This window comes from Polynucleobacter sp. es-GGE-1, from assembly GCF_018882005.1.
In the GTDB taxonomy this organism is placed as follows: domain Bacteria; phylum Pseudomonadota; class Gammaproteobacteria; order Burkholderiales; family Burkholderiaceae; genus Polynucleobacter.
Window position 1 is genome coordinate 1 of the sequence record NZ_JACVPE010000004.1, and the last position, 22620, is coordinate 22620.

The window sequence follows — 22620 nt, forward strand, 5'->3', positions numbered from 1 at the left end:
AATTTAGTCAGACCACACTCAAGTTTGGATTATCAAACCCCAACAGAGTTTGTCGCTGGATGGCAAAAAGAATTAATAACGGGAGCCAGAGTTTCTAGATGAAATTGGTCCGATAAAACCAGACAGGTCATAAGCCATATCAATTTTCGTTATTAATAATGTGGCTCAAATAAAAAACCACCTTAAGTTTTCACTCAAAGTGGTTAAACCCGTAAGGATAGGGTATGCCGAATTATTATTTTTTTCTTAAAAAGACGGGAATATCGCCTTCATAAACATTGGCGTTTACTTTTGCTTGCTCAACACAAGGTTGCTCCTTGTAATCACTCAATTCAATATCTAAGGCTTTAGCATAAATTTGGGCGTTGGATAAGGTATTCTCTGGCACTTGCTGGTACCCCAACAGTTCTCCATTTTCTATACGAACGATCTCAAAAATTTTTAATCCGCAAGTGCTGGCTGCTGCAGACAATGTCAGGCCCCGCAACTCCCGCGCACTACGAAGATGCCTGCCAATCTGCTTAAAGGATTGAATTTCTGCTAAGTTCATAAAAAACCCATACAAATGTAGGCTCTTATGTTCGCCCTCGCTGTAGCCCTAGTCAATTAGCCCTGAGGCTAATGAGAGAGAGGTAGCTCCACAATGAATCGTGCGCCGCTACCAAAGGCGTCCTCATAATGAATAGAACCTCGATATCTAGTGACAATGTGCTTGCAAAGCCATAGGCCTAGACCCATTCCAGTCTGCTTGGTGGTACTTAACAGCTCAAATAGTTGAGGTTTAAATTCAGTAGGTACGCCCCCGCCATTATCAGAAATGCTTAATTTGACGGAATGGCCAGATCTCATGGCCTCTATAGCAATACGACGCTGGAGTGTTCCTGAATTAGCCAAAGCCTGAGTGGCATTGTTCACAAGATTCAATAACACTTGCTCAATTTCAGCTGGGTTAACCTTCACTGCTAAGTCATCATCTACCTTTAACTGAATTTGGATATTCTTTGACTTTAGCTCTGGCTTCACAATATCTAGCACCTTAGAAATGGAATCGCCTAATTGAATATCCTGAGCATTCAAATCACCCTCAGTAAATATTGACCTTAAAGATTTGACAATCGTAGCGGCTCGCTTGTTATCCTCTTCCAAGGAATCTAAAATTTCTTTACCCAACTCCGGATTGAGGACTCCTTTTTCCAATTTCATTTTGAGAAACTGGATATTCAGATTAGATGCTCCAAGAGGTTGATTGAGTTCATGAGCAATTGATGCCGATAAAGCACCAGTAGCGGCCGTTTTATTGGCTTTCATCAGCCCATAAATCAAACGCTCTTTTTCTTTTAAGAGCTCGGTGATTTTCTCGTTTTCTTCTCTTGTTTTCTCAAGCGTATTAGCAATTTGATTTTCTTTTGTGATTTGTTTTTCTAAATAAAAACTGCCTAGAGCCATATATACCAATATCGTACTGCCATAGCCAATCCATAAAAGCGTTAAAGCTACTGCATCTTGGGCATATAAAAAGAAATTAGTTTGAGTACTACCAATTAACACCCAAAGCGTTCTGACAATTTCTCCGAATAAGGTTAATACTGATAAAAAAATAAGCCACTTTACAACCACTGTTCGGTCTTTTTTGTAATACTCCCTCAACTCCCATATTTGCCAGATTAAAAATAGCTCTTGAGTAGTAGTAATTAAGGCAACGCGATGCTTAAAGGTATCTGGAATTACCCGCAAGTAATCATAGAAAAAGAAAATAAAGATCGAAATAATTGATACAAGCAAAGCTTGAAACTTAGTAAAAGGCCGTTTATTCCATGAACGATATAAAAATATCAGGAGGAGAACTGAAACAATAAATGAGCTATTTGCAATTGTGAGAAAAAACTGATGAAACCACAAGGCAATTCCAAAACAAAAGGAAGAGAGTGAAAAAAGGCCGACACTCATTGGCCAATAGATACTGAAATCACCTTTTTCATTGGCACGATATTGATACAAGGCGCTTAAAAATAATCCCAGGCCAATGAGCGAAAAAACAATAAAAAAGATTTGATTAGCGACTTCCATCACTGAATATTACAGATAGCAGACTGAAATGTCGCTTAAAAAGGGACCCCGCTTGAGGATCCTTGCAATGAAGGGCTGTTGTAACAAAGGCATAGAAGATGAGATCTGATTAGCTATAGGGCTAATATCCTCAGGCTGTACTTTGATTTAAATTGACCTAATTAGCTAAATATAAACCCTCTCTTTATGACTAAATCAGGCCATATTTTCATAATCGATGACGATGACTCAATGCGCATTTCACTCTCCAGAATGTTGAGCGAGGTAGGCTATACCGTAGATCATTACCAATCTGGCATCAATTTTTTAAAAGAATCTCTCCCAATCTCTCCAGCAGTGATTCTTTTGGATATGCAAATGCCTGATATGTCTGGAGTTGAACTGCAGCAGCAGTTGTTAGCGCTGGGTCGCATAACACCTATTATTTTTATTAGCGGACAAAGTCATCCCCATCAAATTGTTTCTAGTCTTAAAAATGGTGCCATAGATTTTTTATTTAAACCATTCAATCTCGAAGATCTATTAATTGCCTTGAGCAAGGCGCTTGAGCTAGATAAGCAACAACTGGTTCAATTATCCAAAGAGTTAGATATCAAACAATGTTTTCTCACTCTAACGCCAAGGGAAAAAGAGGTTTGCTCTTTATTGGTTAGAGGCTTATTAAACAAAGAAATTGCTGTTGAGCTAGGCACGGTTGATGCCACGATCAAAGTGCACAAGGCAAGAGTGATGGAGAAAATGCATGCGGACTCTATACAAGCCCTAGTGAGAATGTATCTTGAGGCAGATTTAGTTAATGCTTAGATAAAAAATCTGGCAAGAGTAAAAAAAGTCATTCCCAATAATATGGTTGCCAAGATACTGTTGGTTACTAAAAATCCAATCACTCCGCCGATGGCACCAAATAGTTGGGGTGAATACAGGTTTAGTTCAAATAGTTGGGTTGCTGGATCTTTTGCAAATAGTACGTCTGGCAAAACAATGGCAATGAGAGCCGCAGTAGGTGCATAGCGCAAAAACTCATGAATACTTCTGGGAATGGGAAATTTTGAGCCCACTAAAAGAATAGAGCCCCTACTCAGTATGCTCACTAGCATCAAGCCAAAAAAAGCAATCCATAAGTCCACTGTATTCATGCATTCCTCTTTTGAGATTGTTTGTCTACCAATACCGCAGCCATCACACCAGCAATCACTGAGCAAACAATCGTTAAGCGATACGGCAGATTGATAGTTAAGATACAAGTGCCAGCAGCAGCTAATGCTGAGATAACAGCAGTTTTATGTTTAATGGCAGGAATAATCAAGGCTAACAATGCTAGAGGTCCAGCAAAGCCAAGACCCCAAGAGATCGGAATATAAGACCCAAAAAAAATGGCAATTAATGCACCTATCTGCCAAAAAACCCAATGCGCTAGAACCATTCCCATGAAGTAGAGCAGCTCAACTTGGCTCCCTTGAGGGTTATCTGGCGCAGGAAACTTTTCTACAAATTTTGCGAAACTCATATCGGTGTTTAAGCTCCCGATACCCAGTCTTTGCCAGAAAGAATAACGTTTAAAGTGAGGTTGAAGGACTGCGCTAAAAATAACAAAACGCGACATCACAATCAATGCAGTCAGCCAAACAGTCCAAAAGGGATAATCTCCAGCGATCAATGGCATCACTGCTAATTGCGAAGATCCTGCATAGACGAGGATGTTGAACCAAAATGTATTTACCGGGCTCAGTCCCGCGCCCAGCAAACTAATGCTCGTGACCAAGGACCAAGCAATAATCCCCGGAGATGATTCGAGCATCACTTTTAAACCCTGAATAAAAGGGGGTCGTTGGAAAAATTTCAAGGAAGTTAAATACTGTATTTAGCGGATTGGACAGTAACTCAATCGTGAGTTTCTATTCCCACTCAATCGTTGCCGGTGGTTTGCCGCTGATATCGTAGACAACGCGATTGATGCCACGCACTTCATTGATGATGCGATTGGAAACCTTACCTAGTAACTCATGTGGCAAGTGAGCCCAATGGGCCGTCATAAAGTCTTGCGTTTGCACTGCTCTGAGTGCCACAACATATTCATAAGTTCTGCCATCACCCATGACACCAACTGATTTCACCGGCAAAAAGACGGCGAAAGCCTGACTGGTCAGGTCATACCAGGACTTCTGGCTAGCTTCATCAATCGTGCTGCGCAATTCTTCTATGAAGATCGCATCAGCGCGTTGCAGCAAGTCTGCAAACTCTGCTTTGACTTCACCCAAAATGCGCACACCCAAACCCGGTCCTGGGAAAGGGTGACGATAGACCATCTCACGCGGCAGACCTAAAGCAACGCCCAGCTCGCGTACCTCATCTTTAAATAACTCACGCAATGGCTCTAGTAATTTGAGATGCATGTCTTCAGGCAGGCCACCAACGTTATGGTGACTCTTAATCGTATGCGCGCCCTTCTTACCTTTACCGGCAGACTCAATCACGTCTGGATAAATAGTGCCCTGAGCTAACCACTGAGCATTCTTGATCTTGCCAGACTCAGTTTGGAAGATTTCAACGAATTCTTTACCGATGATTTTTCGCTTCGCTTCGGGATCAGAAACGCCTGCTAACTTACCCATGAAAGTATTTTTTGCATCGACACGAATAACTTTAACGCCCAGGTTACGTGCAAACATTTCCATGACCATGTCACCTTCGTTCAAACGAAGCAGGCCGTGATCAACAAACACGCAAGTCAGTTGATCGCCAATAGCACGATGGATTAAAGCGGCAGCAACACTCGAGTCAACGCCACCAGACAAACCAAGGATAACTTCTTCATTACCCACTTGCCTGCGAATATTCTCAACTGCCTCGGCAATATAGTCGCCCATGACCCAATCAGACTTGCACTGGCAGATCTCATGCACGAAGCGCTCAAGGATTGCGGTGCCTTGAATGGTATGGGTCACTTCTGGGTGAAACTGAAATGCATAGAAGCGGCGCTCTTCATCAGCCATACCCGCAATCGGGCAAGATTCAGTGGAAGCCATCAATTGAAAAGATGGCGGCATGTTGGTTACTGAATCACCATGACTCATCCACACCTTGAGAATGCCATGGCCTTCACTGGTAGAAAAATCCTGAATGCCCTTGAGTAAGTTAGTGTGGCCATGAGCGCGCACTTCTGAGTAACCAAACTCACGTGCCTTACCCAATGACTCAGCTGAAGCCACTGCACCTCCCAATTGGGTTGCCATGGTCTGCATGCCATAGCAAATCCCCAAAACGGGAACGTCTAATTCAAATAAGATTTGTGGAGCACGCGGACTACCATCTTCGGTCACTGAGCTAGGACCGCCAGAGAGAATGATGCCTTTGCCACCCTGCTCTTGAATAAATTTGCGAATAAATTCTGGATCGCAATCGTAGGGGTGAATCTCTGAATACACGCGGGCATCACGCACACGCCTAGCAATTAATTGAGTTACTTGTGAACCAAAGTCGAGAATCAGTATTTTGTCGTGCACGAAAGAATCAGTCTTTAATTCAGCCTTAATTTCAGCTTTTATTTAGTTATTAATCAATGTGGTAATTTGGTGCTTCCTTGGTGATCTTCACATCATGTACGTGTGACTCGCGCACACCAGCTGATGTAATTTCCACAAAATTGGCTTTTTCATGAAGCTCGGCAATCGTCTTGCACCCAAGGTAACCCATGGAAGAACGAATACCGCCAGTGAGCTGATGCAAGATTGCAAGCACACTCCCCTTATACGGCACTTGGCCTTCAATACCTTCTGGCACGAGCTTCTCAGCATTGGCAACAATATCGCTCTGGAAGTATCGGTCAGCAGAGCCATCGGCCATTGCTCCTAAAGAACCCATGCCACGATAACTCTTGTAGGAACGTCCTTGATACAAAAACACTTCGCCAGGAGCTTCTTCAGTACCGGCAAACATACCGCCCATCATCACAGAACTGGCGCCAGCTGCTAACGCTTTAGCCACATCACCAGAGTAACGGACGCCGCCGTCAGCAATCAAAGGAATGCCCGTACCTTTTAATGCAGTAGCCACATTCACAATCGCTGTAATTTGAGGAACGCCTACACCCGCAACAATCCGAGTCGTACAAATAGAGCCAGGACCAATACCAACTTTCACGCCATCAGCACCATGATCGGCCAATGCTTTAGCAGCTTCACCGGTAGCAATATTGCCGCCGATTACTTGTACATGGGGGTAATTTTTCTTAACCCATTTGACACGATCCAAAACACCTTGGCTATGGCCATGAGCGGTATCCACCACAATGACATCGACACCAGCGCGCACTAAGAGCTCAATACGCTCGTCGTTATCAGGACCTACCCCTACGGCTGCACCAACCCGCAACTTACCCTCGCCATCCTTACACGCATTAGGATGCTCGGTGGCTTTCAAAATATCTTTCACTGTGATCAAGCCGCGTAATTCAAATTGGTCATTGACTACTAAAACACGCTCTAGGCGATGCTGACTCATCAAGCGCTTGGCTTCTTCCAGCGTGCAACCTTCTTTAACAGTCACCAAACGCTCACGCGGAGTCATCTTGGTTTTGACAGGGGCATCCAAATCTTCTTCAAACCGTAAGTCGCGGTTGGTAATGATTCCAACCACTTCTTTACCGGTCAAGACAGGAAATCCAGAAAAACCATGTTCGCGTGAAAGCTGAATCACTTGACGCAGAGTGACATCAGGACCAATCGTGATGGGATCCCGAAGAACACCAGATTCATAGCGCTTCACTTTTGCCACTTCACGCGCCTGTTCTGCAGGCTTGAGGTTTTTATGAATAATGCCGATACCACCTTCACTGGCCATGGCAATCGCCAAACGACCTTCTGTGACGGTATCCATCGCAGCGGACACTAATGGTGTATTAAGTGAAATATCCCGAGTTAACTTACTTGCCAAGCTGGCATCTCGAGGGAGCACCGCAGAATAGGCCGGTACGAGGAGCACATCGTCAAAAGTGAGTGCTTTTTGAATGAGTCGCATGCAAAACCCCTAATCGCAAAAACAGATTATAGCCTCCTAGCCTTCCTTTTGGCTGCCGCTGCCTGGAATTTGGCGTCCTGGTTCTGGTTTGCCTTTTTGCGCCGGACCGCCTTAGGGTCAATTAATAAGGGGGAGTAGAGCTCTAAGCGATCTCCGGCATAAATTGGGCTATCCCACTCCTTACGTTTTCCAAAAACGCCGTAACAGCCCTTTCTAGACAAAGCCGGGTCTGCTTGATCCACCACTACGCCAGCTTTTAGGAGTGCCAAGCCCACTGTCGGGGTTTCAGTAGGGGTGAGGACCAGTTGAAAAGGACTGAGTATCGGATTGCCTTGCCTAGCATCACAAATCCAGATCTCCATCATGCGATTAGCCATACAGCTCTTCTGCGCGCTTTACAAAACAATCCACAAATGTCCCTGCAATGTGTCCAAACACAGGTCCAATGATCTTATCCAGAATCATGCTCTTAAATTCCCAATGGAGCTTAAATTCCACCTTACAAGCATCTTCTCGCAAAGGAATGAAATTCCACTGCCCTGAAAAATGTTTGAATGGACCATCCACAAAAACCATATCAATGGTCTCGGGGCGATGGTTCACATTGCGGGTATGAAAGTACTGATTAATGCCCTTGAAATTGATATTGATTTTGGCATCCAAAACGGTTTCGGTTTGCTCAAAAATTTCTACCCCACCACACCAAGGTAAAAACTCTGGGTAACGCGCTACATCAGTCACCAAACCATACATTCGGTCGGCTGATTGGCCAATTAAAACGGTCTTGTAGACGTCTGCCATAATCGATCTTGGAAGCTAAATAAATATGAGTATCGTCGATAACAAAAAAGCCTTCTTTGATTATTTTATCGAGGAGCGCTTTGAGGCAGGGCTAGTGCTAGAGGGCTGGGAAGTAAAAGCCATCCGAGCTGGTCGCGTGCACGTCAAAGAAGCCTATGTCGTCATTCGCAAAGCGGAGCTTTTTCTGATTGGTTGCCACATTACCCCCCTGCTATCAGCCTCTACCCATATCGTTCCAGACAGCACCCGCACCCGAAAGCTTCTGCTAAATGCCATTGAGATCCGCAAATTGATCGGTAAGGTTGAGCAAAAGGGTTATACCCTCGTACCACTCAATCTGCACTTTTCCAAAGGCAATGTGAAGTGCGAAATCGGTCTGGCTAGGGGTAAAAAGCAACATGACAAGCGTGCTGCTACCAAGGAACGAGAGTGGGAAGTTCAAAAAGGCCGAATCGCGAGAGGCGATTTAAACGCTTAAAAGCCCAAAAACTGGGGTAGGATAGCCTAAAAGCTAATATCCGCGCTTTTATGCACTTATATAGTGCAATACAGCACCAAGCTGCTTCAAACCCCAAAGCTTATAACTCTTAAAGGCATTAGTTTGGTAACTATGAAATTGCCTTTTGACGAAATGCTGGATGCCGCAGGCAAAGCACGCCCTCACTACCAAGTTTTTCATAACTGGTTAAAGCAACAGAGCGACACGCTTATGGGTCTTAAGCGTGCTGAAGCTGACCTGATCTTTAGGCGCGTGGGCATTACATTCGCCGTCTACGGAGATGATCTAGGTTCTGAAAGAACCATTCCCTTTGATCAAATCCCCCGAATTTTCACTGCCAAAGAATGGCATCAGCTTGAGGCAGGTTTACGTCAACGCGTCAAAGCACTCAATCGCTTTATTTATGACGTCTATCACGATGAAGACATCATCAAAGCTGGCATCGTTCCCGCTGAGCAAATTTTTAATAATGCGCAATATCGCCTAGAGATGCGTAACGTCAGTGTGCCACGGGATATCTATGCACAAATTGCGGGTATCGATATCGTGCGCGCAGGCGAAGGTGAGTTCTACGTTTTAGAAGATAACTTGCGCGTGCCTTCTGGCGTTTCTTATATGGTTGAAGATCGCAAGATGATGATGCGTCTTTTCCCGGACCTATTCCAAAAATATCGTATTGCTCCCGTAGAGCACTACCCCGACCTCTTATTGGAATGCCTCAAGTCTGTTAAACCGGATGATGTCAAGAAACCAAATGTCGTGCTACTAACCCCTGGCATGTATAACTCTGCTTACTTTGAGCATAGCTATCTCGCCCAACAAATGGGGGTAGAACTCGTCGAAGGCAAGGACCTGTTTGTGAAGAATGAGCAAGTTTTCATGCGCACCACTCAAGGACCTGAGCGGGTAGATGTGATCTATCGGCGCGTTGATGATGACTTCTTAGATCCATTAGCCTTCCGCTCAGATTCGACCCTTGGGGTTGCAGGATTACTGTCTGCGTACCGCGCTGGCAATGTCACTTTAGCTAACGCTATTGGTACCGGTGTTGCCGATGACAAATCAATTTATCCATACGTTCCAGAAATGATTGAGTTTTATCTCGGTGAAAAACCTATTCTGAATAACGTGCCTACCTTCCAGTGCCGTAAGACAGATGATTTAGCTTACACCTTAGCCAACTTGGAAAAGTTAGTAGTCAAACTGACTCATGGTGCTGGTGGCTATGGCATGCTAGTTGGCCCAGCTTCTACTAAAGCAGAGATTGAAGCATTTAGAACCCATCTCATTGCCAATCCAGATAAATATATTGCTCAACCTACGCTGGCACTTTCTACTTGCCCCACCTTTGTGGAATCAGGTGTTGCTCCCAGACATATTGATTTACGCCCTTTTGTACTCTCTGGAAAGACGATCAAGATGGTCCCGGGTGGCCTCACTAGAGTCGCCCTCAAAGAAGGTTCTTTGGTAGTGAACTCCTCCCAAGGTGGTGGCACTAAAGATACCTGGGTCTTAGAAGAATAAGAGGGATAGCAAAAAATGTTAAGTCGTACTGCAGACTGCTTATATTGGATGGCGCGTTATACAGAGCGCGCAGAAAATACTGCTCGCATGTTGGATGTGAATCACCAAACTTCTCTACTGCCACAGCCAGCAGAATTTCTAGAGCAAAGTTGGAAGAAGTTGCTCACCATCTCTAAGCTAGAAGATGCTTTCTTAAGTAAATATGATGTCGTCAATCGTGAGAATGTTTTGGATTTCATGATTTATGAAACCAGCAACTCTTCTAGCATTGTTTCTTGTTTATACGCTGCTCGTGAAAATGCTCGCGTGATTCGCGGCAAAATTACTTCTGAAGTTTGGGAAACCCAAAATACTACCTGGCTTGAGCTCCAACGCATCTTAGAGGCAAGACATCAAGCCGACTCCAGCAGATTATTAGAGTGGGTAAAACATCGCTGCCACCTCTTTAGAGGCGTGATGCACGGCACGATGCTCAAGAATGAAGCTTTCTACTTTATTAACGTTGGCACTCTATTAGAGCGCGCTGATAATACTGGTCGTATTCTAGAAACCAAATATGAGGATCAGGCCACCCTCAAAGTATTGAGCACTCAAAAGAATCCCGATGATAGTTCAGATGGTGCATTCTTTGATTTTTATCATTGGGCTGCTCTGCTGCGCTCAGTCTCTGCATTTGAGATCTACCGTCAGATCTATTCTGATCAAGTTACTCCAAAGCAAGTTGCTCAACTCTTGATTTTTAATAAACAAATGCCACGTTCATTAGTTTGCTGTGTTAATGAATTAATTCCTTTAGTTTCTGAAGTGAAGAATCAACAATCCAAAGAAATTGAACGCTTACTGGGTAAACTCAAAGCAAGCTTAGATTACTCAGACATTGATGAAGTCTTTGAACAAGGTCTTGAAGAGTTTATTGAAGTCTTCCTTGAGCGCATCAACCATATTGCCGATGAGTTTAGCAACGCTTATCTCATCCCATTGGCTGCTGCCTAAGACTTCGTAAAGAATATATGCATCTGAAAATTCGTCATCGCACTGAGTATCGCTATGAAACACCAGTGCGCTATTCCATTCAAGAGCTGCGTCTGACACCCCCGACAACTGCAGGCCAGCAAATCGATAAGTGGAAAATCAGTACGCCCATTAAGGCATCAAGCTCTATCGATACCTTTGGTAACTTCTATAGTGTATTTGTGCAGGAATCGCCTTATACGTCCATGATGATTGAAGCGGAGGGTGAAGTTCATACCCAAGATGCCTTTGAGTTTAAGGATGATGCAAAAGCGGTCTCCCCTTATTATCTGCTGCAGCAAACCAATCTCACCGAACCCACAGATGAAATGCTGGGCTACTTTGCATCAAGTCTACCTAAGAAAAATTCGGTGGATGAGGTTTTAAAACTGGCTACTGCGGTTCAACAAGCAATTGGGTATGTTCCAGGTCAAACGACCTTTGCCACTACTGCTGCCCAATCCTTTGCCCTAAAATCTGGTGTATGCCAAGATCATGCTCATGTCATGCTGAGCCTATGCAGGGCTGCACAGATTCCTGCGAGATACGTTAGTGGCTACTTCTTTGCCGAAGAATCTCCCAACTTGGCTAGCCATGCTTGGATCGATTTTTGCAGCGATATTGAAAAAGGGATTTGGATCAGCATAGATATTACCCATGCCTGCCTAATTGATGCGCGCCATATACGCCTAGCGATTGGTCGCGACTATTACTCCGCAGCACCAGTCAAAGGTGTTCGTACCGGCGGGGGTGGCGAGGAGCTCAGCGCAAACATCTCGATTCAGCAGCTACCCTAAATCCTGATCGATATTTAAGAGATAATCCTAGATAATTATTAAGAGGATATGGGTATATGACATATTGCGTTGGGCTTTGCCTCAAAGATGGTCTAGTCTTTTTATCCGACACCCGCACCAATGCTGGGGTAGATCAAATTGGTACATTCAGGAAAATGACTTTGTTCCAAAAGGACAATGATCGTTTCTTTGCCTTAATGAGTGCTGGCAATCTTGCAATTACCCAAGCCGTCAAAGAAATACTCCTGCAAGGTCAACTGCTGAATGGCAAAAATCTTTGGACTGCTGAAAATACGCATGATGCAGCAGCAGTGATTGGCGATGCCATCAAACAGGTGTATGAACGTGATCATGTAGCCCTTGAAAAAGCAGGCATTGACTTCAACTGCAACCTCATTTTTGGCGGTCAAGTCAAAGGAGAGAGGCCGCGGCTCTTTAATATTTATTCTGCTGGTAATTTTATTGAAGCTACCCCAGAAACTTTCTACTTCCAGATTGGCGAATCCAAATACGGTAAACCCATTCTCGATAGAGTCCTGAATTTTTCTACTCCGCTTAATTTAGCAACAAAGTGCGCCTTAATTTCAATGGACTCAACTCTGAATAGTAATATTTCTGTTGGTTTACCTCTAGATCTTTTGGTATACGAGAAGAACTCTCTCAAAGCCAGCAAACTGGTAACGATGGATGAATCAAACCCCTACTTCCAAATGATTCATCAGCTCTGGGGCGAAAAATTACGCGCTGCCTTCAACTCGATATCAGAACCCAGTTGGAGCGGTGCCCATAAATCGAGCGCTATCTCAGCGCCCGCCAAGAAAATGGGTGCAGTACCTATCAATCATCAACCACCAAAAGCAAAACTAGCGAAATCCTCAGCTAAACCAACGAGCAACTCCAAGAAAACTTCAAGCGCTAAAGGAAAGCCTACGAAGAAGTCGTAATCCTTTAGCTTTAGCCTGAGTAGATTTCACTGATCTCAATGAGATTGAGATCGGGATCGCGTACATATATGGAATGGATTTTTGAAATGGCCCCCGTACGCATCACAGGACCTTCAACAATGGGCCAAGCTTCTTTTTCAAGCTTTGCAATGACCTCGCCTAAGGATCGCTCAGCAATAAAACAAAGGTCTAATGCTCCTGGAGTTGGAATATTGGCTTTAGGCTCGAACTCTTTGCCTTTGATGTGCAAATTAATTTTTTGATTGCCGAATTTAAAAGCCTTACGCTCAACTGGCGGAGTGCCGCCGATGAAAGATTCGAGTGTCATCCCCATCACGCGCGTATAGAAGTCAATGCAAGCAGTTTCATTTGCTGTGGTCAGAACTAAATGGTCAAAATGATCAATCATCTTCCCTCCACATCTATTACTGACGCAGCTCTTTGACATACTCTGGCGCTTGATGCAAATCACAAGTACGCCCTGCTTTAGCAACCTGACCAGGAACAGTGTGGCCAACAATAGCAGGCAACTCCCGAGCAATCGCTAACAAGCTTGGAATATTCATGCCGGTGTCATAACCCATCGCATCTAGCATATGAATCGCATCTTCACTTGATATATTGCCGCTAGCCCCAGGTGCATATGGGCAACCCCCAAGACCACCAAGCGAGCCATCAAATCTGGTAATACCTGATTGCACTGCTGCCAGCACATTGGCTAAGCCCATACCTCTCGTATTATGAAAATGCATCGTGACCTGCATCTCTGGGAATAACTTTTGCATCGACTCCGACATACTGATCACTTGAGCAGGGTTGGCCATACCAGTGGTATCGCAAATCGTGAGGCCACGGACGCCAAGATCAGCAAAGCGCTGCGCAAACCCTTCAACAACCTTCTGCGGCACATCACCCTCCATAGGGCAACCAAAGGATGTGGATAAAGAAACATTGATCGGCGTTCTACCATCGACATATTTGATCACCTCAGCTAAGCCAGCAAAACTCTTTTCGCGTGTCATACGCAAATTGGCTAGGTTGTGGGTCTCAGAGGTAGACATCACTAGGTTAAATTCGTCAGCCTGCGATTCAAAGGCGCGCTCAGCACCTCGAAGATTGGGCACGAGCACTGTGTACTCAACACTAGGAACTCTCTTAATTCTACCCATCACCTCTTCGGCATCTCTGAGCATTGGAATCGCTTTAGGAGAAGTAAACGAAGTCACTTCGATTTTGGCAAAGCCACATTGACTAAGCTCATCGATTAAGCGAACTTTGTCATCAGTCGGAATGAAGTTGGGCTCTATCTGAAAGCCATCGCGTGTCACTACGTCATTAAAGTAAATTCTAGTCATCGTTATCTGTATTGATTCTCTGTGCTTGTTTTGCATTTATTTAGTGAAGGCGACGCCACGCTCTTTCAGTGAAGCAATTTGTGTATCACTTAATCCAATACCCCGTAATATCTCATCGGTATTTTGACCGATGTCTGGTGCCAGTGTTCTGATAGAGCCTGGCGTACGAGAAAGCTTTGGAATGACTCCTGGAACGTCAACCTTAGTACCATCATGCATCTGAATAGTTTCAATATTTCCACGGGCTTTATAGTGTGGATCTTGTGCAATATCGGCGACGGTATAAATTCTGCCGGCAGGCACTGCTACAGCATCTAGGGCTTCTAATGCTTTATCAGTCGTTAAGGTTTTGGCCCATTCACCAATCGCCTGGTCAAGCTCTACAACCCGCTTAACTCGACCTTCATTATTTTCTAATTGCGGATCATTACCTAAATCATCCCGACCAATCAACTTCATGAGTCTTTTAAAGATACTATCGCCATTGCCTGCAACCAATACATAACCACCGTCCGCACAAAGATAAGCGTTAGTGGGCGCAATCCCAGGCAATGCGCTACCAGCAGCCTGCCTAACCTCTCCAAACGCACTATATTCAGGCAGCAAGCTTTCCATACAATTAAAGACGGCCTCGTAAAGAGCAATATCAATCACTTGGCCTTCACCACTTTGATGGCGCTCTTGCAGTGCTAACAGAATTCCGATAACACCATGCAAAGAGGCCAAGGTATCGCCAATGCTAATGCCAACACGCACTGGGACTCTACCTGGTTCAGCAGTTAAATGACGTAAGCCACCCATGGCTTCTGCAACGACACCAAAGCCAGGCTTATCCCGATATGGACCAGTCTGGCCATAACCACTAATACGTAGAACAATTAAGCGCGGATTAATTTTGAGCAAATCTTGCGGATCAAGACCCCAGCCCTCTAAAGTGCCAGGACGAAAATTTTCGATGAGAACATCGGACTCTTTGACCAGAGCTCTCACAATCTCTTGCGCTTCTGTCTGCTTTAAATCCAAGGAAAGAGAACGCTTATTACGAGATTGGACTTGCCACCAAATTGAGGTGCCATCTTTTAACAAACGCCACTTACGCAAAGCATCCCCAAGTTTGGGTGGCTCAATCTTGACTACATCAGCGCCGAAGTCAGCCAATGTTTTAGCAGCAAATGGCCCAGCAATCAGCTGACCCATCTCAATCACTTTTAAACCCGATAACGGCTCCATAAGACAACCCTCTATAACTCCAAAAATAAGCTCAAGGCACCCTAATTATGCAATCAACTTCTCAGACTCACCAAAACAATAAGGCGCAACTCAATTGCGCCTTATTGTAGTTTTGGGCCTAAATTTACCCCTATTTCTTACCCAACATTTCCCAGGTCTCTACTACGCTATCTGGGTTCAGTGAGATGGAGGTGATACCTTTTTCTACCAGCCAACGGGCAAAGTCTGGATGGTCTGAAGGTCCTTGACCGCAAATACCAACATATTTATTTTGCTTGCGACAAGCATCGATTGAACGGGCGATCATAAATTCCACCGCTGGATCACGCTCATCGAAGTCAATCGCGAGCAGCTCCATACCGGAGTCACGATCCAGCCCAAGTGTTAACTGAGTCATATCGTTTGAACCAATTGAGAAGCCATCAAAATATTCAAGGAATTGATCTGCCAGAATCGCATTGGATGGAATCTCACACATCATAATCAGGCGCAAACCATTGACTCCCCTTTTGAGACCAAACTTCTCCATCATATCGATCACGCGTTTAGCCTGATTAATGGTACGCACAAATGGCACCATGATCTCGACGTTATCAAGACCCATCTCTTCACGAACGCGCTTCATTGCTGCGCACTCTAGAGCAAATGCTTCGCCAAAGTCTTCAGAGACATAACGTGATGCGCCGCGGAAGCCGAGCATTGGATTTTCTTCATCAGGCTCATAGCGTGAACCGCCAATCAACTTTTTGTACTCATTGGACTTGAAATCAGATAAGCGCACAATAACGGGTTTCGGATAGAAAGCGGCTGCAATGGTTGCCACACCTTCAACCAATTTATCCTCATAGAACTGACGTGGACTTGCATAACCACGAGCAACACTTTCTACAGCACGCTTGAGATCCGGATCGATATTAGGATACTCAAGAACTGCACGGGGATGCACGCCAATATAGTTATTGATGATGAACTCGAGACGCGCAAGACCAACGCCTGCATTAGGAATTTGGCAGAAATCAAATGCCAACTGAGGATTACCAATGTTCATAGTGATCTTCACCGGAATCTCTGGTAATACACCACGAGATATTTCAGAGACTTCGGTTTCGATCAAGCCATCATAGATATGACCTTCATCACCCTCAGCGCAAGAGACGGTAACCATCATGCCGTCTTGTAATTGCTCGGTCGCATCACCACAACCGACTACTGCAGGGACACCCAACTCACGCGCAATAATCGCAGCGTGACAGGTGCGACCACCACGATTGGTCACAATCGCAGCAGCACGCTTCATGACTGGCTCCCAGTTAGGGTCTGTCATATCAGCAACCAATACATCGCCTGGCTGAACCCGATCCATCTCGCTAGGGTCACGAATAATACGTACTGGACCCGCACCAATCTTCTGACCAATGGCGCGGCCTTTTGCTAATACCTTTGAGCTGCCTTTAAGCTTGTAGCGCATCTCTACCTGGCCAGCTGCTTGACTCTTCACGGTCTCAGGGCGAGCTTGCAAAATATAGATACGGCCATCTTGTCCATCTTTGCCCCACTCGATATCCATTGGACGACCGTAGTGTTTTTCAATAATGACGGCGTACTTCGCCAACTCAGTAATGTCAGCATCTTCCAAAGAAAAACGATTACGCTTCTCTGGAGTGACATCCACGGTTTGCACTTTCTCAGCAGAACCCTTGGGTGCAAATTGCATCTGAATTAACTTTGAACCTAAAGAGCGACGAATGATCGCTTTTTTGTTCTGCGCCAAAGTTGTCTTAAATACATAGAACTCATCAGGATTCACTGCACCCTGCACCACAGTCTCACCTAAACCATAGCTAGAGGTAATAAAGACGACATCCTCAAAACCAGACTCAGTATCTAAGGTAAACATCACACCAGCAGCGCCTAGGTCAGAGCGCACCATCCGCTGAATACCAGCAGACAAGGCTACTTCCGCATGGGCAAAGCCTTTGTGTACACGGTAAGAAATGGCACGATCGTTGTATAGGGAGGCAAATACTTCGCGGATTTTTTTGAGAACATCATCAATACCCTCGACGTTCAAGAAAGTCTCTTGCTGACCTGCAAAAGAGGCATCCGGTAAGTCTTCGGCAGTAGCAGAAGAGCGCACTGCAAACGAACCTTTGCCAGAGTCATCGAGAACTGCGAATGCTTTACGAATCTCTTCTTCCAGCTTAGGCTGAAATGGCGCAGTCTCAATCCAGTTGCGGATTTCAGCGCCAGCTTCTGCTAAGGCGCGGACATCATCAATATTGAGATTCTCTAAGCGCTTTTGAATACGCTCGGTGAGGTTGTTATGTTTTAGAAAATCGCGGAATGCTAATGCGGTAGTGGCAAAACCTGTTGGAACACGCACTCCAGTTGAGGCCAGTTGTGAGATCATTTCGCCTAAGGAGGCATTCTTACCGCCGACTGACTCAACATCTGTCATGCGAAGTTGCTCAAAAGGTAAGACATAGGCATCTGCCATACTGCTATTTTGCTGCTGTTGGTTGGACATAAAATACTCTCTAAAGATAAGGAAAGCGGTCTAGCTGTCGCCTAAAATGCGACTTACTCTAATATGACGCTATTGTAGTGCTGACCCCCCACTTTTAGGCCAAATCCATGTCTACCGAAACCCGTATTGTTTTTATTGTTTCCGATGGAACCGGCATCACCGCCGAGAACTTCAGCCAATCGATTTTGGCCCAATTTGAGGCCACTTTTAAGCAGGTTCGGCTGCCTTTTGTAGACAGCGTAGATAAGGCCCATGATGCAGTCAACAGCATCAATCAAGCGGCTAGTAAATATGGTGTCCAGCCGATTGTTTTCACCACCTTGGTGAATGCTGAACTCAATAGCATTGTCAGCAAAGCCAATGGACTCATTTTGGATATGTTCCAGACCTTCGTGGCACCACTTGAAGCCGCCTTAGGCATGAAGTCTACACATGCCATGAACCGCTTGCACCACAATGCGGATACTGAAGCCTATAAGAACCGTATTGAGGCCATTAACTATTCGTTAGCACATGATGACGGGCAGTCAAACCAGAACTTGGTCGAGGCCGACGTCATTTTGATTGGCATCTCCCGAGTCGGTAAAACCCCAACCAGTCTCTATCTAGCCATGCAGTATGGATTGAAGGCAGCCAATTACCCCCTAATTCCGGAAGATTTTGAACGGGGGCAACTACCAAAGGATTTAGTACCTTATCGTCAGAAGATTTTTGGCTTGATGATTGATGCTGAACGCCTCTCAGAGATACGCAATGAGCGTCGTCCTGGTAGTAACTACGCAAAACTAGAAAATTGTCGTTATGAAATTAACGAGGCGACTGCGATGATGAAGAAGCAATCCATTCCATGGGTGATGACTACTAGCAAATCTATCGAAGAGATAGCTACCACTGTCTTGCAAGCCATGAAGTCTGATAAGACGATTTTAGGGTAGCTTGGTTTAACTCAACTACGCCTAACGCGCATTGTTTCAAACAGGCAAACGGCAGCAGCGGTAGAAACATTCAAGGACTCCACTCGCGGGTCGATTGGTATAGCAACGCCTTTTGCTTGCGCTAAAAGATCTTCAGACACACCATGACCTTCGTTACCCATCACCCAAGCAACAGGATGCTGTAATTCTTTTTGTAGCGCAAAGAGTTCGTATTCTGCATCTACTGTAGCAGCAAGCATGGGGGCGGTGACAGCACTCAATACTTGTTGATTGGACCAACCCTCATAAAGATCTAATAAGCGATGAGCACCCATGCCCGCACGCAAGACTTTGCTTGACCATAAATGGGCGCATCCCGATAAAGTAATTACCTGAGTAAAGCCCGCTGCTGCTGCAGTACGTAAGATCGAGCCAACATTACCAGCATCTTGTATGCGATCTAATATCAGGACATCACCAGCTAATGTGCTAATTGACTGTGGGGGCATTAAGCAAGATTGAGGAAGATCAAGCAAGCCTGCAATATGAGGCGCATTGACTAACTCACCCAGCAAATCCCAGAGAGCGCTATCCAACTGGAAAACTTTAGTGTCGGGATAGATTTCAATATGAGAGTAGACCGCTTCAGAAATTTCGGGATTTTGTAAACCCACTTCCGAGGTAAGTAAGATCTTTAAGGAAGGGTCTCCCACCCAAGTCTGAACCAAATGAATGCCTTCCAATAAGGCTTGACCTCTGGCGTTTCTAGCCTTCTGCCCCTTTGATCCAGCGGCTTGCAAAAGACGAATCTCTTTGAAAAGCGGATTCTCTTTAGAGATGATGAGATCTAAATTCATATAGAGTTAGCTTGCATTCATCTCGAGTACTTTTCTGACTGGAGAAAAACTTCTACGGTGCTGCTCACAAGCGCCATACTGCTTTAACGCAGCAAAATGAGCCTCGGTCGGATAACCCATATGCTGAGCAAAACCATATTCCGGGTGACGCTCATGTAGGATTTGCATCTGATGGTCACGAGTCACTTTAGCCAAGATAGAGGCTGCTGATATTGCTGGCTCTTTAGCATCCCCTTTAATGATGGCTTCTGCAGCAATGGGTAGCTCTGGACAACGATTGCCGTCGATTAAAGCCTTATCAGGCCATTGTCCTAAACGTGAGCTCAAATCCTCAACAGCCCGTCGCATCGCCAACATAGTTGCTTGCAAAATGTTGATCTCATCAATTTCTGCAGGGCTAGCTTCGCCTATTCCCCAGGCCTTAGCCTTTTCCATAATTTGTTGATACAAAAACTCACGGCGTGCCGCAGTCAGTTTTTTTGAGTCCTTAAGACCATTAATAGGATTATGGGGATCTAGCACGACTGCACCCGCAACAACAGCACCAACAAGCGGACCTCGCCCTGCTTCATCTACGCCACAGATCCACACAATACTCATTGAGCCACCTGGCTCTTGCGACTATTGGTAATCGTTTGTACAACTGCTTGAGCAACAAGCAATCCCGTTGGTCGGCGCAGTGTTTCATGCATCTGCACAAAGCGTGCTTTTAACTCTGCGACCTGATTGGGATGATCTAGCCATTCTTGCAATGCATTGGCTAACTTTTGAGGAGTGGCATCATCTTGTAATAACTCTGGCACTACAAATTCACCGCACAAAATATTAGGTAAACCTACATAAGGCAGATAACCCTGACGCTTCATAATCTGGGCTGTGAGCCAAGGTACCTTATAAGAAATCACCATCGGCTTTTTCCACAAGGCAGCCTGCAGGGTAGCGGTACCACTAGCTATGAGGACTATGTCAGAGGCTTCCAACACCTCATCTGCCAACCCATCAAGTAAATGAATCTTAATGTCAGGATTGATATTCTTCGTTTTCAGCAATAGCTGCTCTAGTGGATCACGCAATCGCGGCGTTGCCACTGGAATTAAAAAATGGATTTTTTGATCCTTGAAACGCTCGGCCAATAATTGCATCGTTTCAAAAAAGACAGGGGCAATCAGCTCAATTTCAGAGTCACGACTTCCAGGCAATACTGCAACGACTATTCCATCCAGTGCAGTTGTTGACAGCCTTAAAGTCTCAATAATTTTTTTGCGGGCCTGAGGAACATCTGGAGTCAAAGGAATTTCAGTGGCTAATGGATGTCCAACATAAGTAGATGCTATACCTGCACGATCATAGATTTCAGTTTCAAAAGGAAAAATGCAGAGCATACGGTCAACTGCTTGTGCAATCTTTTTAATGCGCCCAGATCTCCATGCCCAAACAGAGGGAGAAACTAGATGCAACGTCGGAATACCGGCTTTACGCAATTGCAGCTCAACCCCTAAGTTAAAGTCAGGCGCATCAATCCCCAAGTAGACGTCAGGACGGCCCTCACCCAATAGATGGTTAATCAGTTCTTTACGAAGTTTCAGAATAGCTGGAAGTTGTTTGATAGCCTCAACATAGCCACGCACACTTAAGATTTCCATGGGCCAATCTGATCGCATACCTTCAGCTTGCATGCGTGATCCACCAATGCCATATACCTCTAAACCAGCCATATCCGGAATTTGATTTAATGCACTCAGAACTGGCGCAGCGAGTAAATCACCAGAGGGTTCGCCAGCTACACAAGCTAACTTTGGCAAAGTATTCCTATCGTTACCGAATAATGCCGCGAGTAGAGGCGGCAATAAAGTCATAGAACTCCGTCAGCTTTTCTACAGTGGCTACATCGGCCGAGCTTGCAGAAATCATTTTCTGAATTTCTACTTTAGCATCTTCAAAACTGAGACCATCCTTGTAGAGAACCTTATAAGCCTGACGCAATGCAGAAATCGTTTCACTGGAAAAACCGCGACGCTTTAAGCCCTCTACGTTAATGCCATGAGGTGAGGCTTTATCGCCAGCCGCAATTACAAATGGCGGAATATCCTGCACCAGCGCTGAAGCACCACCCAACATCGCATGTTGCCCAATGCGCACAAATTGATGAACCCCAGACATGCCACCCATAATGGCCCAATCATGCACATGCACATGACCCGCAATTTGCGCATTACTCGAGAAAATGGTGTGATTACCAACTTGGCAATCATGCGCAATGTGGACATAAGCCATGATCCAGTTGTCATTACCTATACGGGTAATACCTTCATCCTGAGAGGTACCTGTATGAATGGTAGTGAATTCACGAATCGTATTGCGATCACCAATCATGAGTTGCGTTGGCTCACCACGATATTTCATATCTTGGGGAGGCCCACCAATAGCAGCAAAGTGAGCAAAGTTATTGTCCTGGCCAATCGTAGTGTGACCCTCGATCACAGTATGCGATCCAATCTTGGTACCTGAGCCAATTTTGACGTGAGGACCAATCACAGAATAGGGACCAATTTCGACATCACTGGCAACCTCTGCTTTGCTGTCCACTACAGCAGATGAATGAATCTGGGTCATCATGCGCCTTTCGAACGAACCGCACAGGTGATATTGGCCTCAGCAGCTATCTCACCATCTACAGTTGCCTGGACTGCAAACTTATAAATACCAGCACGACCGCGCTCCAACTTTGCAGTCATGATGAGTTGATCTCCTGGTAATACTGGCTTTTTAAAGCGAGCGCCATCAATGCCAGCAAAGTAATAGACCGCATCTTCGGCACGCTCTTCAGAAAAGGTCAGTAAAGCAGCAGTTTGTGCCAAAGCTTCAATGATCAGTACACCAGGCATTACCGGAAAGTCCGGAAAGTGTCCTTGAAAGAAAGGTTCATTCATGGTCACATTCTTCAATGCAGTAATAGTCTCGCGTGGAGTTATTTCTAAGACACGGTCTACCAATAAGAATGGATAGCGATGTGGCAACAACTGGAGAATCTTATGGATATCGATCGCAATTGGTGTTCTCATAAATGACCTACTAAGA

General features: G+C 45.1%; 24 protein-coding genes. 7 read left to right on the plus strand and 17 right to left on the minus strand.

The features are described from left to right. Positions 1–235: 235 nt before the first annotated feature. Entirely contained in the window at positions 236–550 is a 315-nt protein-coding gene (locus ICN35_RS03215) for a RodZ family helix-turn-helix domain-containing protein (RefSeq protein WP_216124259.1), read from the minus strand. Between the two features lie 68 nt (positions 551–618). Beyond that, positions 619–2067, minus strand: a complete 1449-nt coding sequence (locus ICN35_RS03220) for a sensor histidine kinase (protein WP_216124260.1) — start codon at positions 2065–2067, stop codon at positions 619–621. Positions 2068–2253: 186 nt separating this feature from the next. On the opposite strand from ICN35_RS03220, the gene ICN35_RS03225 reads away from it, so the two are divergent. After that, positions 2254–2871 carry a response regulator transcription factor gene (locus tag ICN35_RS03225; protein WP_216124261.1) on the plus strand — a complete coding sequence of 206 codons (618 nt, stop codon included), beginning with the start codon at positions 2254–2256 and terminating at the stop codon, positions 2869–2871. Here ICN35_RS03225 and ICN35_RS03230 read toward each other — a convergent pair. The 6 genes from ICN35_RS03230 to ICN35_RS03255 all read right to left on the minus strand — a co-directional run bounded on the left by ICN35_RS03230 (position 2868) and on the right by ICN35_RS03255 (position 7884). Continuing rightward, on the minus strand, positions 2868–3203 hold the full coding sequence (locus ICN35_RS03230) for an AzlD domain-containing protein (RefSeq protein ID WP_215296552.1): 336 nt from the start codon (positions 3201–3203) through the stop codon (positions 2868–2870). The two genes, ICN35_RS03225 and ICN35_RS03230, sit on opposite strands and share 4 nt — an antisense overlap. Further along, positions 3200–3865, minus strand: a complete 666-nt coding sequence (locus ICN35_RS03235) for an AzlC family ABC transporter permease (protein ID WP_216124262.1) — start codon at positions 3863–3865, stop codon at positions 3200–3202. Before ICN35_RS03235 ends, ICN35_RS03230 begins: the two co-directional genes overlap by 4 nt. A gap of 97 nt (positions 3866–3962) precedes the next feature. Then, positions 3963–5570, minus strand: coding sequence for a glutamine-hydrolyzing GMP synthase (guaA, locus tag ICN35_RS03240; RefSeq protein ID WP_216124263.1), 1608 nt, complete (start codon positions 5568–5570; stop codon positions 3963–3965). Positions 5571–5619: 49 nt separating this feature from the next. Continuing rightward, positions 5620–7083 (minus strand): IMP dehydrogenase, encoded by a 1464-nt coding sequence (gene guaB / locus ICN35_RS03245; RefSeq protein WP_215296549.1) that lies wholly within the window; start codon positions 7081–7083, stop codon positions 5620–5622. A 26-nt stretch (positions 7084–7109) separates the two neighbouring features. Further along, on the minus strand, positions 7110–7460 hold the full coding sequence (locus tag ICN35_RS03250; RefSeq protein WP_216124264.1) for an RnfH family protein: 351 nt from the start codon (positions 7458–7460) through the stop codon (positions 7110–7112). Continuing rightward, positions 7453–7884 carry a type II toxin-antitoxin system RatA family toxin gene (locus ICN35_RS03255; RefSeq protein WP_216124265.1) on the minus strand — a complete coding sequence of 144 codons (432 nt, stop codon included), beginning with the start codon at positions 7882–7884 and terminating at the stop codon, positions 7453–7455. The genes ICN35_RS03250 and ICN35_RS03255 overlap by 8 nt, the downstream gene beginning before the upstream one ends. Before the next feature lie 25 nt (positions 7885–7909). Between ICN35_RS03255 and smpB the strand changes: the two genes are divergently transcribed. The 5 genes from smpB to ICN35_RS03280 all read left to right on the plus strand — a co-directional run bounded on the left by smpB (position 7910) and on the right by ICN35_RS03280 (position 12659). Further along, positions 7910–8362 carry an SsrA-binding protein SmpB gene (gene smpB, locus ICN35_RS03260; RefSeq protein ID WP_071465370.1) on the plus strand — a complete coding sequence of 151 codons (453 nt, stop codon included), beginning with the start codon at positions 7910–7912 and terminating at the stop codon, positions 8360–8362. A 132-nt stretch (positions 8363–8494) separates the two neighbouring features. Next, the gene (locus ICN35_RS03265; protein WP_216124266.1) at positions 8495–9907 is read left to right on the plus strand and encodes a circularly permuted type 2 ATP-grasp protein; all 1413 of its coding nucleotides are present in this window, start codon (positions 8495–8497) and stop codon (positions 9905–9907) included. A gap of 15 nt (positions 9908–9922) precedes the next feature. Then, the gene (locus ICN35_RS03270; protein ID WP_216124267.1) at positions 9923–10900 is read left to right on the plus strand and encodes an alpha-E domain-containing protein; all 978 of its coding nucleotides are present in this window, start codon (positions 9923–9925) and stop codon (positions 10898–10900) included. A 17-nt stretch (positions 10901–10917) separates the two neighbouring features. After that, entirely contained in the window at positions 10918–11715 is a 798-nt protein-coding gene (locus ICN35_RS03275; protein ID WP_216124268.1) for a transglutaminase family protein, read from the plus strand. Positions 11716–11771: 56 nt separating this feature from the next. Continuing rightward, positions 11772–12659 carry a peptidase gene (locus tag ICN35_RS03280; RefSeq protein WP_216124270.1) on the plus strand — a complete coding sequence of 296 codons (888 nt, stop codon included), beginning with the start codon at positions 11772–11774 and terminating at the stop codon, positions 12657–12659. A 10-nt stretch (positions 12660–12669) separates the two neighbouring features. Here the strand turns inward: ICN35_RS03280 and ICN35_RS03285 are convergent, their stop codons facing one another. From ICN35_RS03285 to ppsA, 4 genes are all read right to left on the minus strand, one after another. Continuing rightward, a complete protein-coding gene (locus ICN35_RS03285) occupies positions 12670–13068 on the minus strand; it encodes a VOC family protein (RefSeq protein ID WP_216124275.1) in 399 nt (132 codons plus the stop codon). Between the two features lie 16 nt (positions 13069–13084). Continuing rightward, the gene (locus tag ICN35_RS03290) at positions 13085–14014 is read right to left on the minus strand and encodes a hydroxymethylglutaryl-CoA lyase (protein ID WP_216124276.1); all 930 of its coding nucleotides are present in this window, start codon (positions 14012–14014) and stop codon (positions 13085–13087) included. Between the two features lie 36 nt (positions 14015–14050). After that, positions 14051–15244, minus strand: a complete 1194-nt coding sequence (locus ICN35_RS03295) for a CaiB/BaiF CoA-transferase family protein (protein WP_216124279.1) — start codon at positions 15242–15244, stop codon at positions 14051–14053. 130 nt (positions 15245–15374) lie between these two features. Further along, positions 15375–17771, minus strand: coding sequence for a phosphoenolpyruvate synthase (ppsA, locus tag ICN35_RS03300; RefSeq protein ID WP_255534287.1), 2397 nt, complete (start codon positions 17769–17771; stop codon positions 15375–15377). A 107-nt stretch (positions 17772–17878) separates the two neighbouring features. Between ppsA and ICN35_RS03305 the strand changes: the two genes are divergently transcribed. Continuing rightward, positions 17879–18706 (plus strand): pyruvate, water dikinase regulatory protein, encoded by an 828-nt coding sequence (locus ICN35_RS03305; RefSeq protein ID WP_216124280.1) that lies wholly within the window; start codon positions 17879–17881, stop codon positions 18704–18706. Between the two features lie 11 nt (positions 18707–18717). On the opposite strand, the gene ICN35_RS03310 is transcribed toward ICN35_RS03305, so the two are convergent. From ICN35_RS03310 to fabZ, 5 genes are read right to left on the minus strand one after another with little or no spacing between them, the layout of a single operon-like run. Beyond that, positions 18718–19542, minus strand: coding sequence for an RNA methyltransferase (locus ICN35_RS03310; RefSeq protein WP_216124281.1), 825 nt, complete (start codon positions 19540–19542; stop codon positions 18718–18720). A 6-nt stretch (positions 19543–19548) separates the two neighbouring features. Continuing rightward, positions 19549–20142, minus strand: coding sequence for a ribonuclease HII (rnhB, locus tag ICN35_RS03315; protein WP_216124283.1), 594 nt, complete (start codon positions 20140–20142; stop codon positions 19549–19551). After that, entirely contained in the window at positions 20139–21398 is a 1260-nt protein-coding gene (gene lpxB, locus ICN35_RS03320) for a lipid-A-disaccharide synthase (protein ID WP_216124285.1), read from the minus strand. Before lpxB ends, rnhB begins: the two co-directional genes overlap by 4 nt. Then, on the minus strand, positions 21358–22155 hold the full coding sequence (gene lpxA, locus ICN35_RS03325; protein ID WP_216124287.1) for an acyl-ACP--UDP-N-acetylglucosamine O-acyltransferase: 798 nt from the start codon (positions 22153–22155) through the stop codon (positions 21358–21360). Before lpxA ends, lpxB begins: the two co-directional genes overlap by 41 nt. After that, on the minus strand, positions 22155–22604 hold the full coding sequence (gene fabZ, locus ICN35_RS03330; RefSeq protein WP_216124289.1) for a 3-hydroxyacyl-ACP dehydratase FabZ: 450 nt from the start codon (positions 22602–22604) through the stop codon (positions 22155–22157). The genes lpxA and fabZ overlap by 1 nt, the downstream gene beginning before the upstream one ends. Positions 22605–22620: the final 16 nt, after the last annotated feature.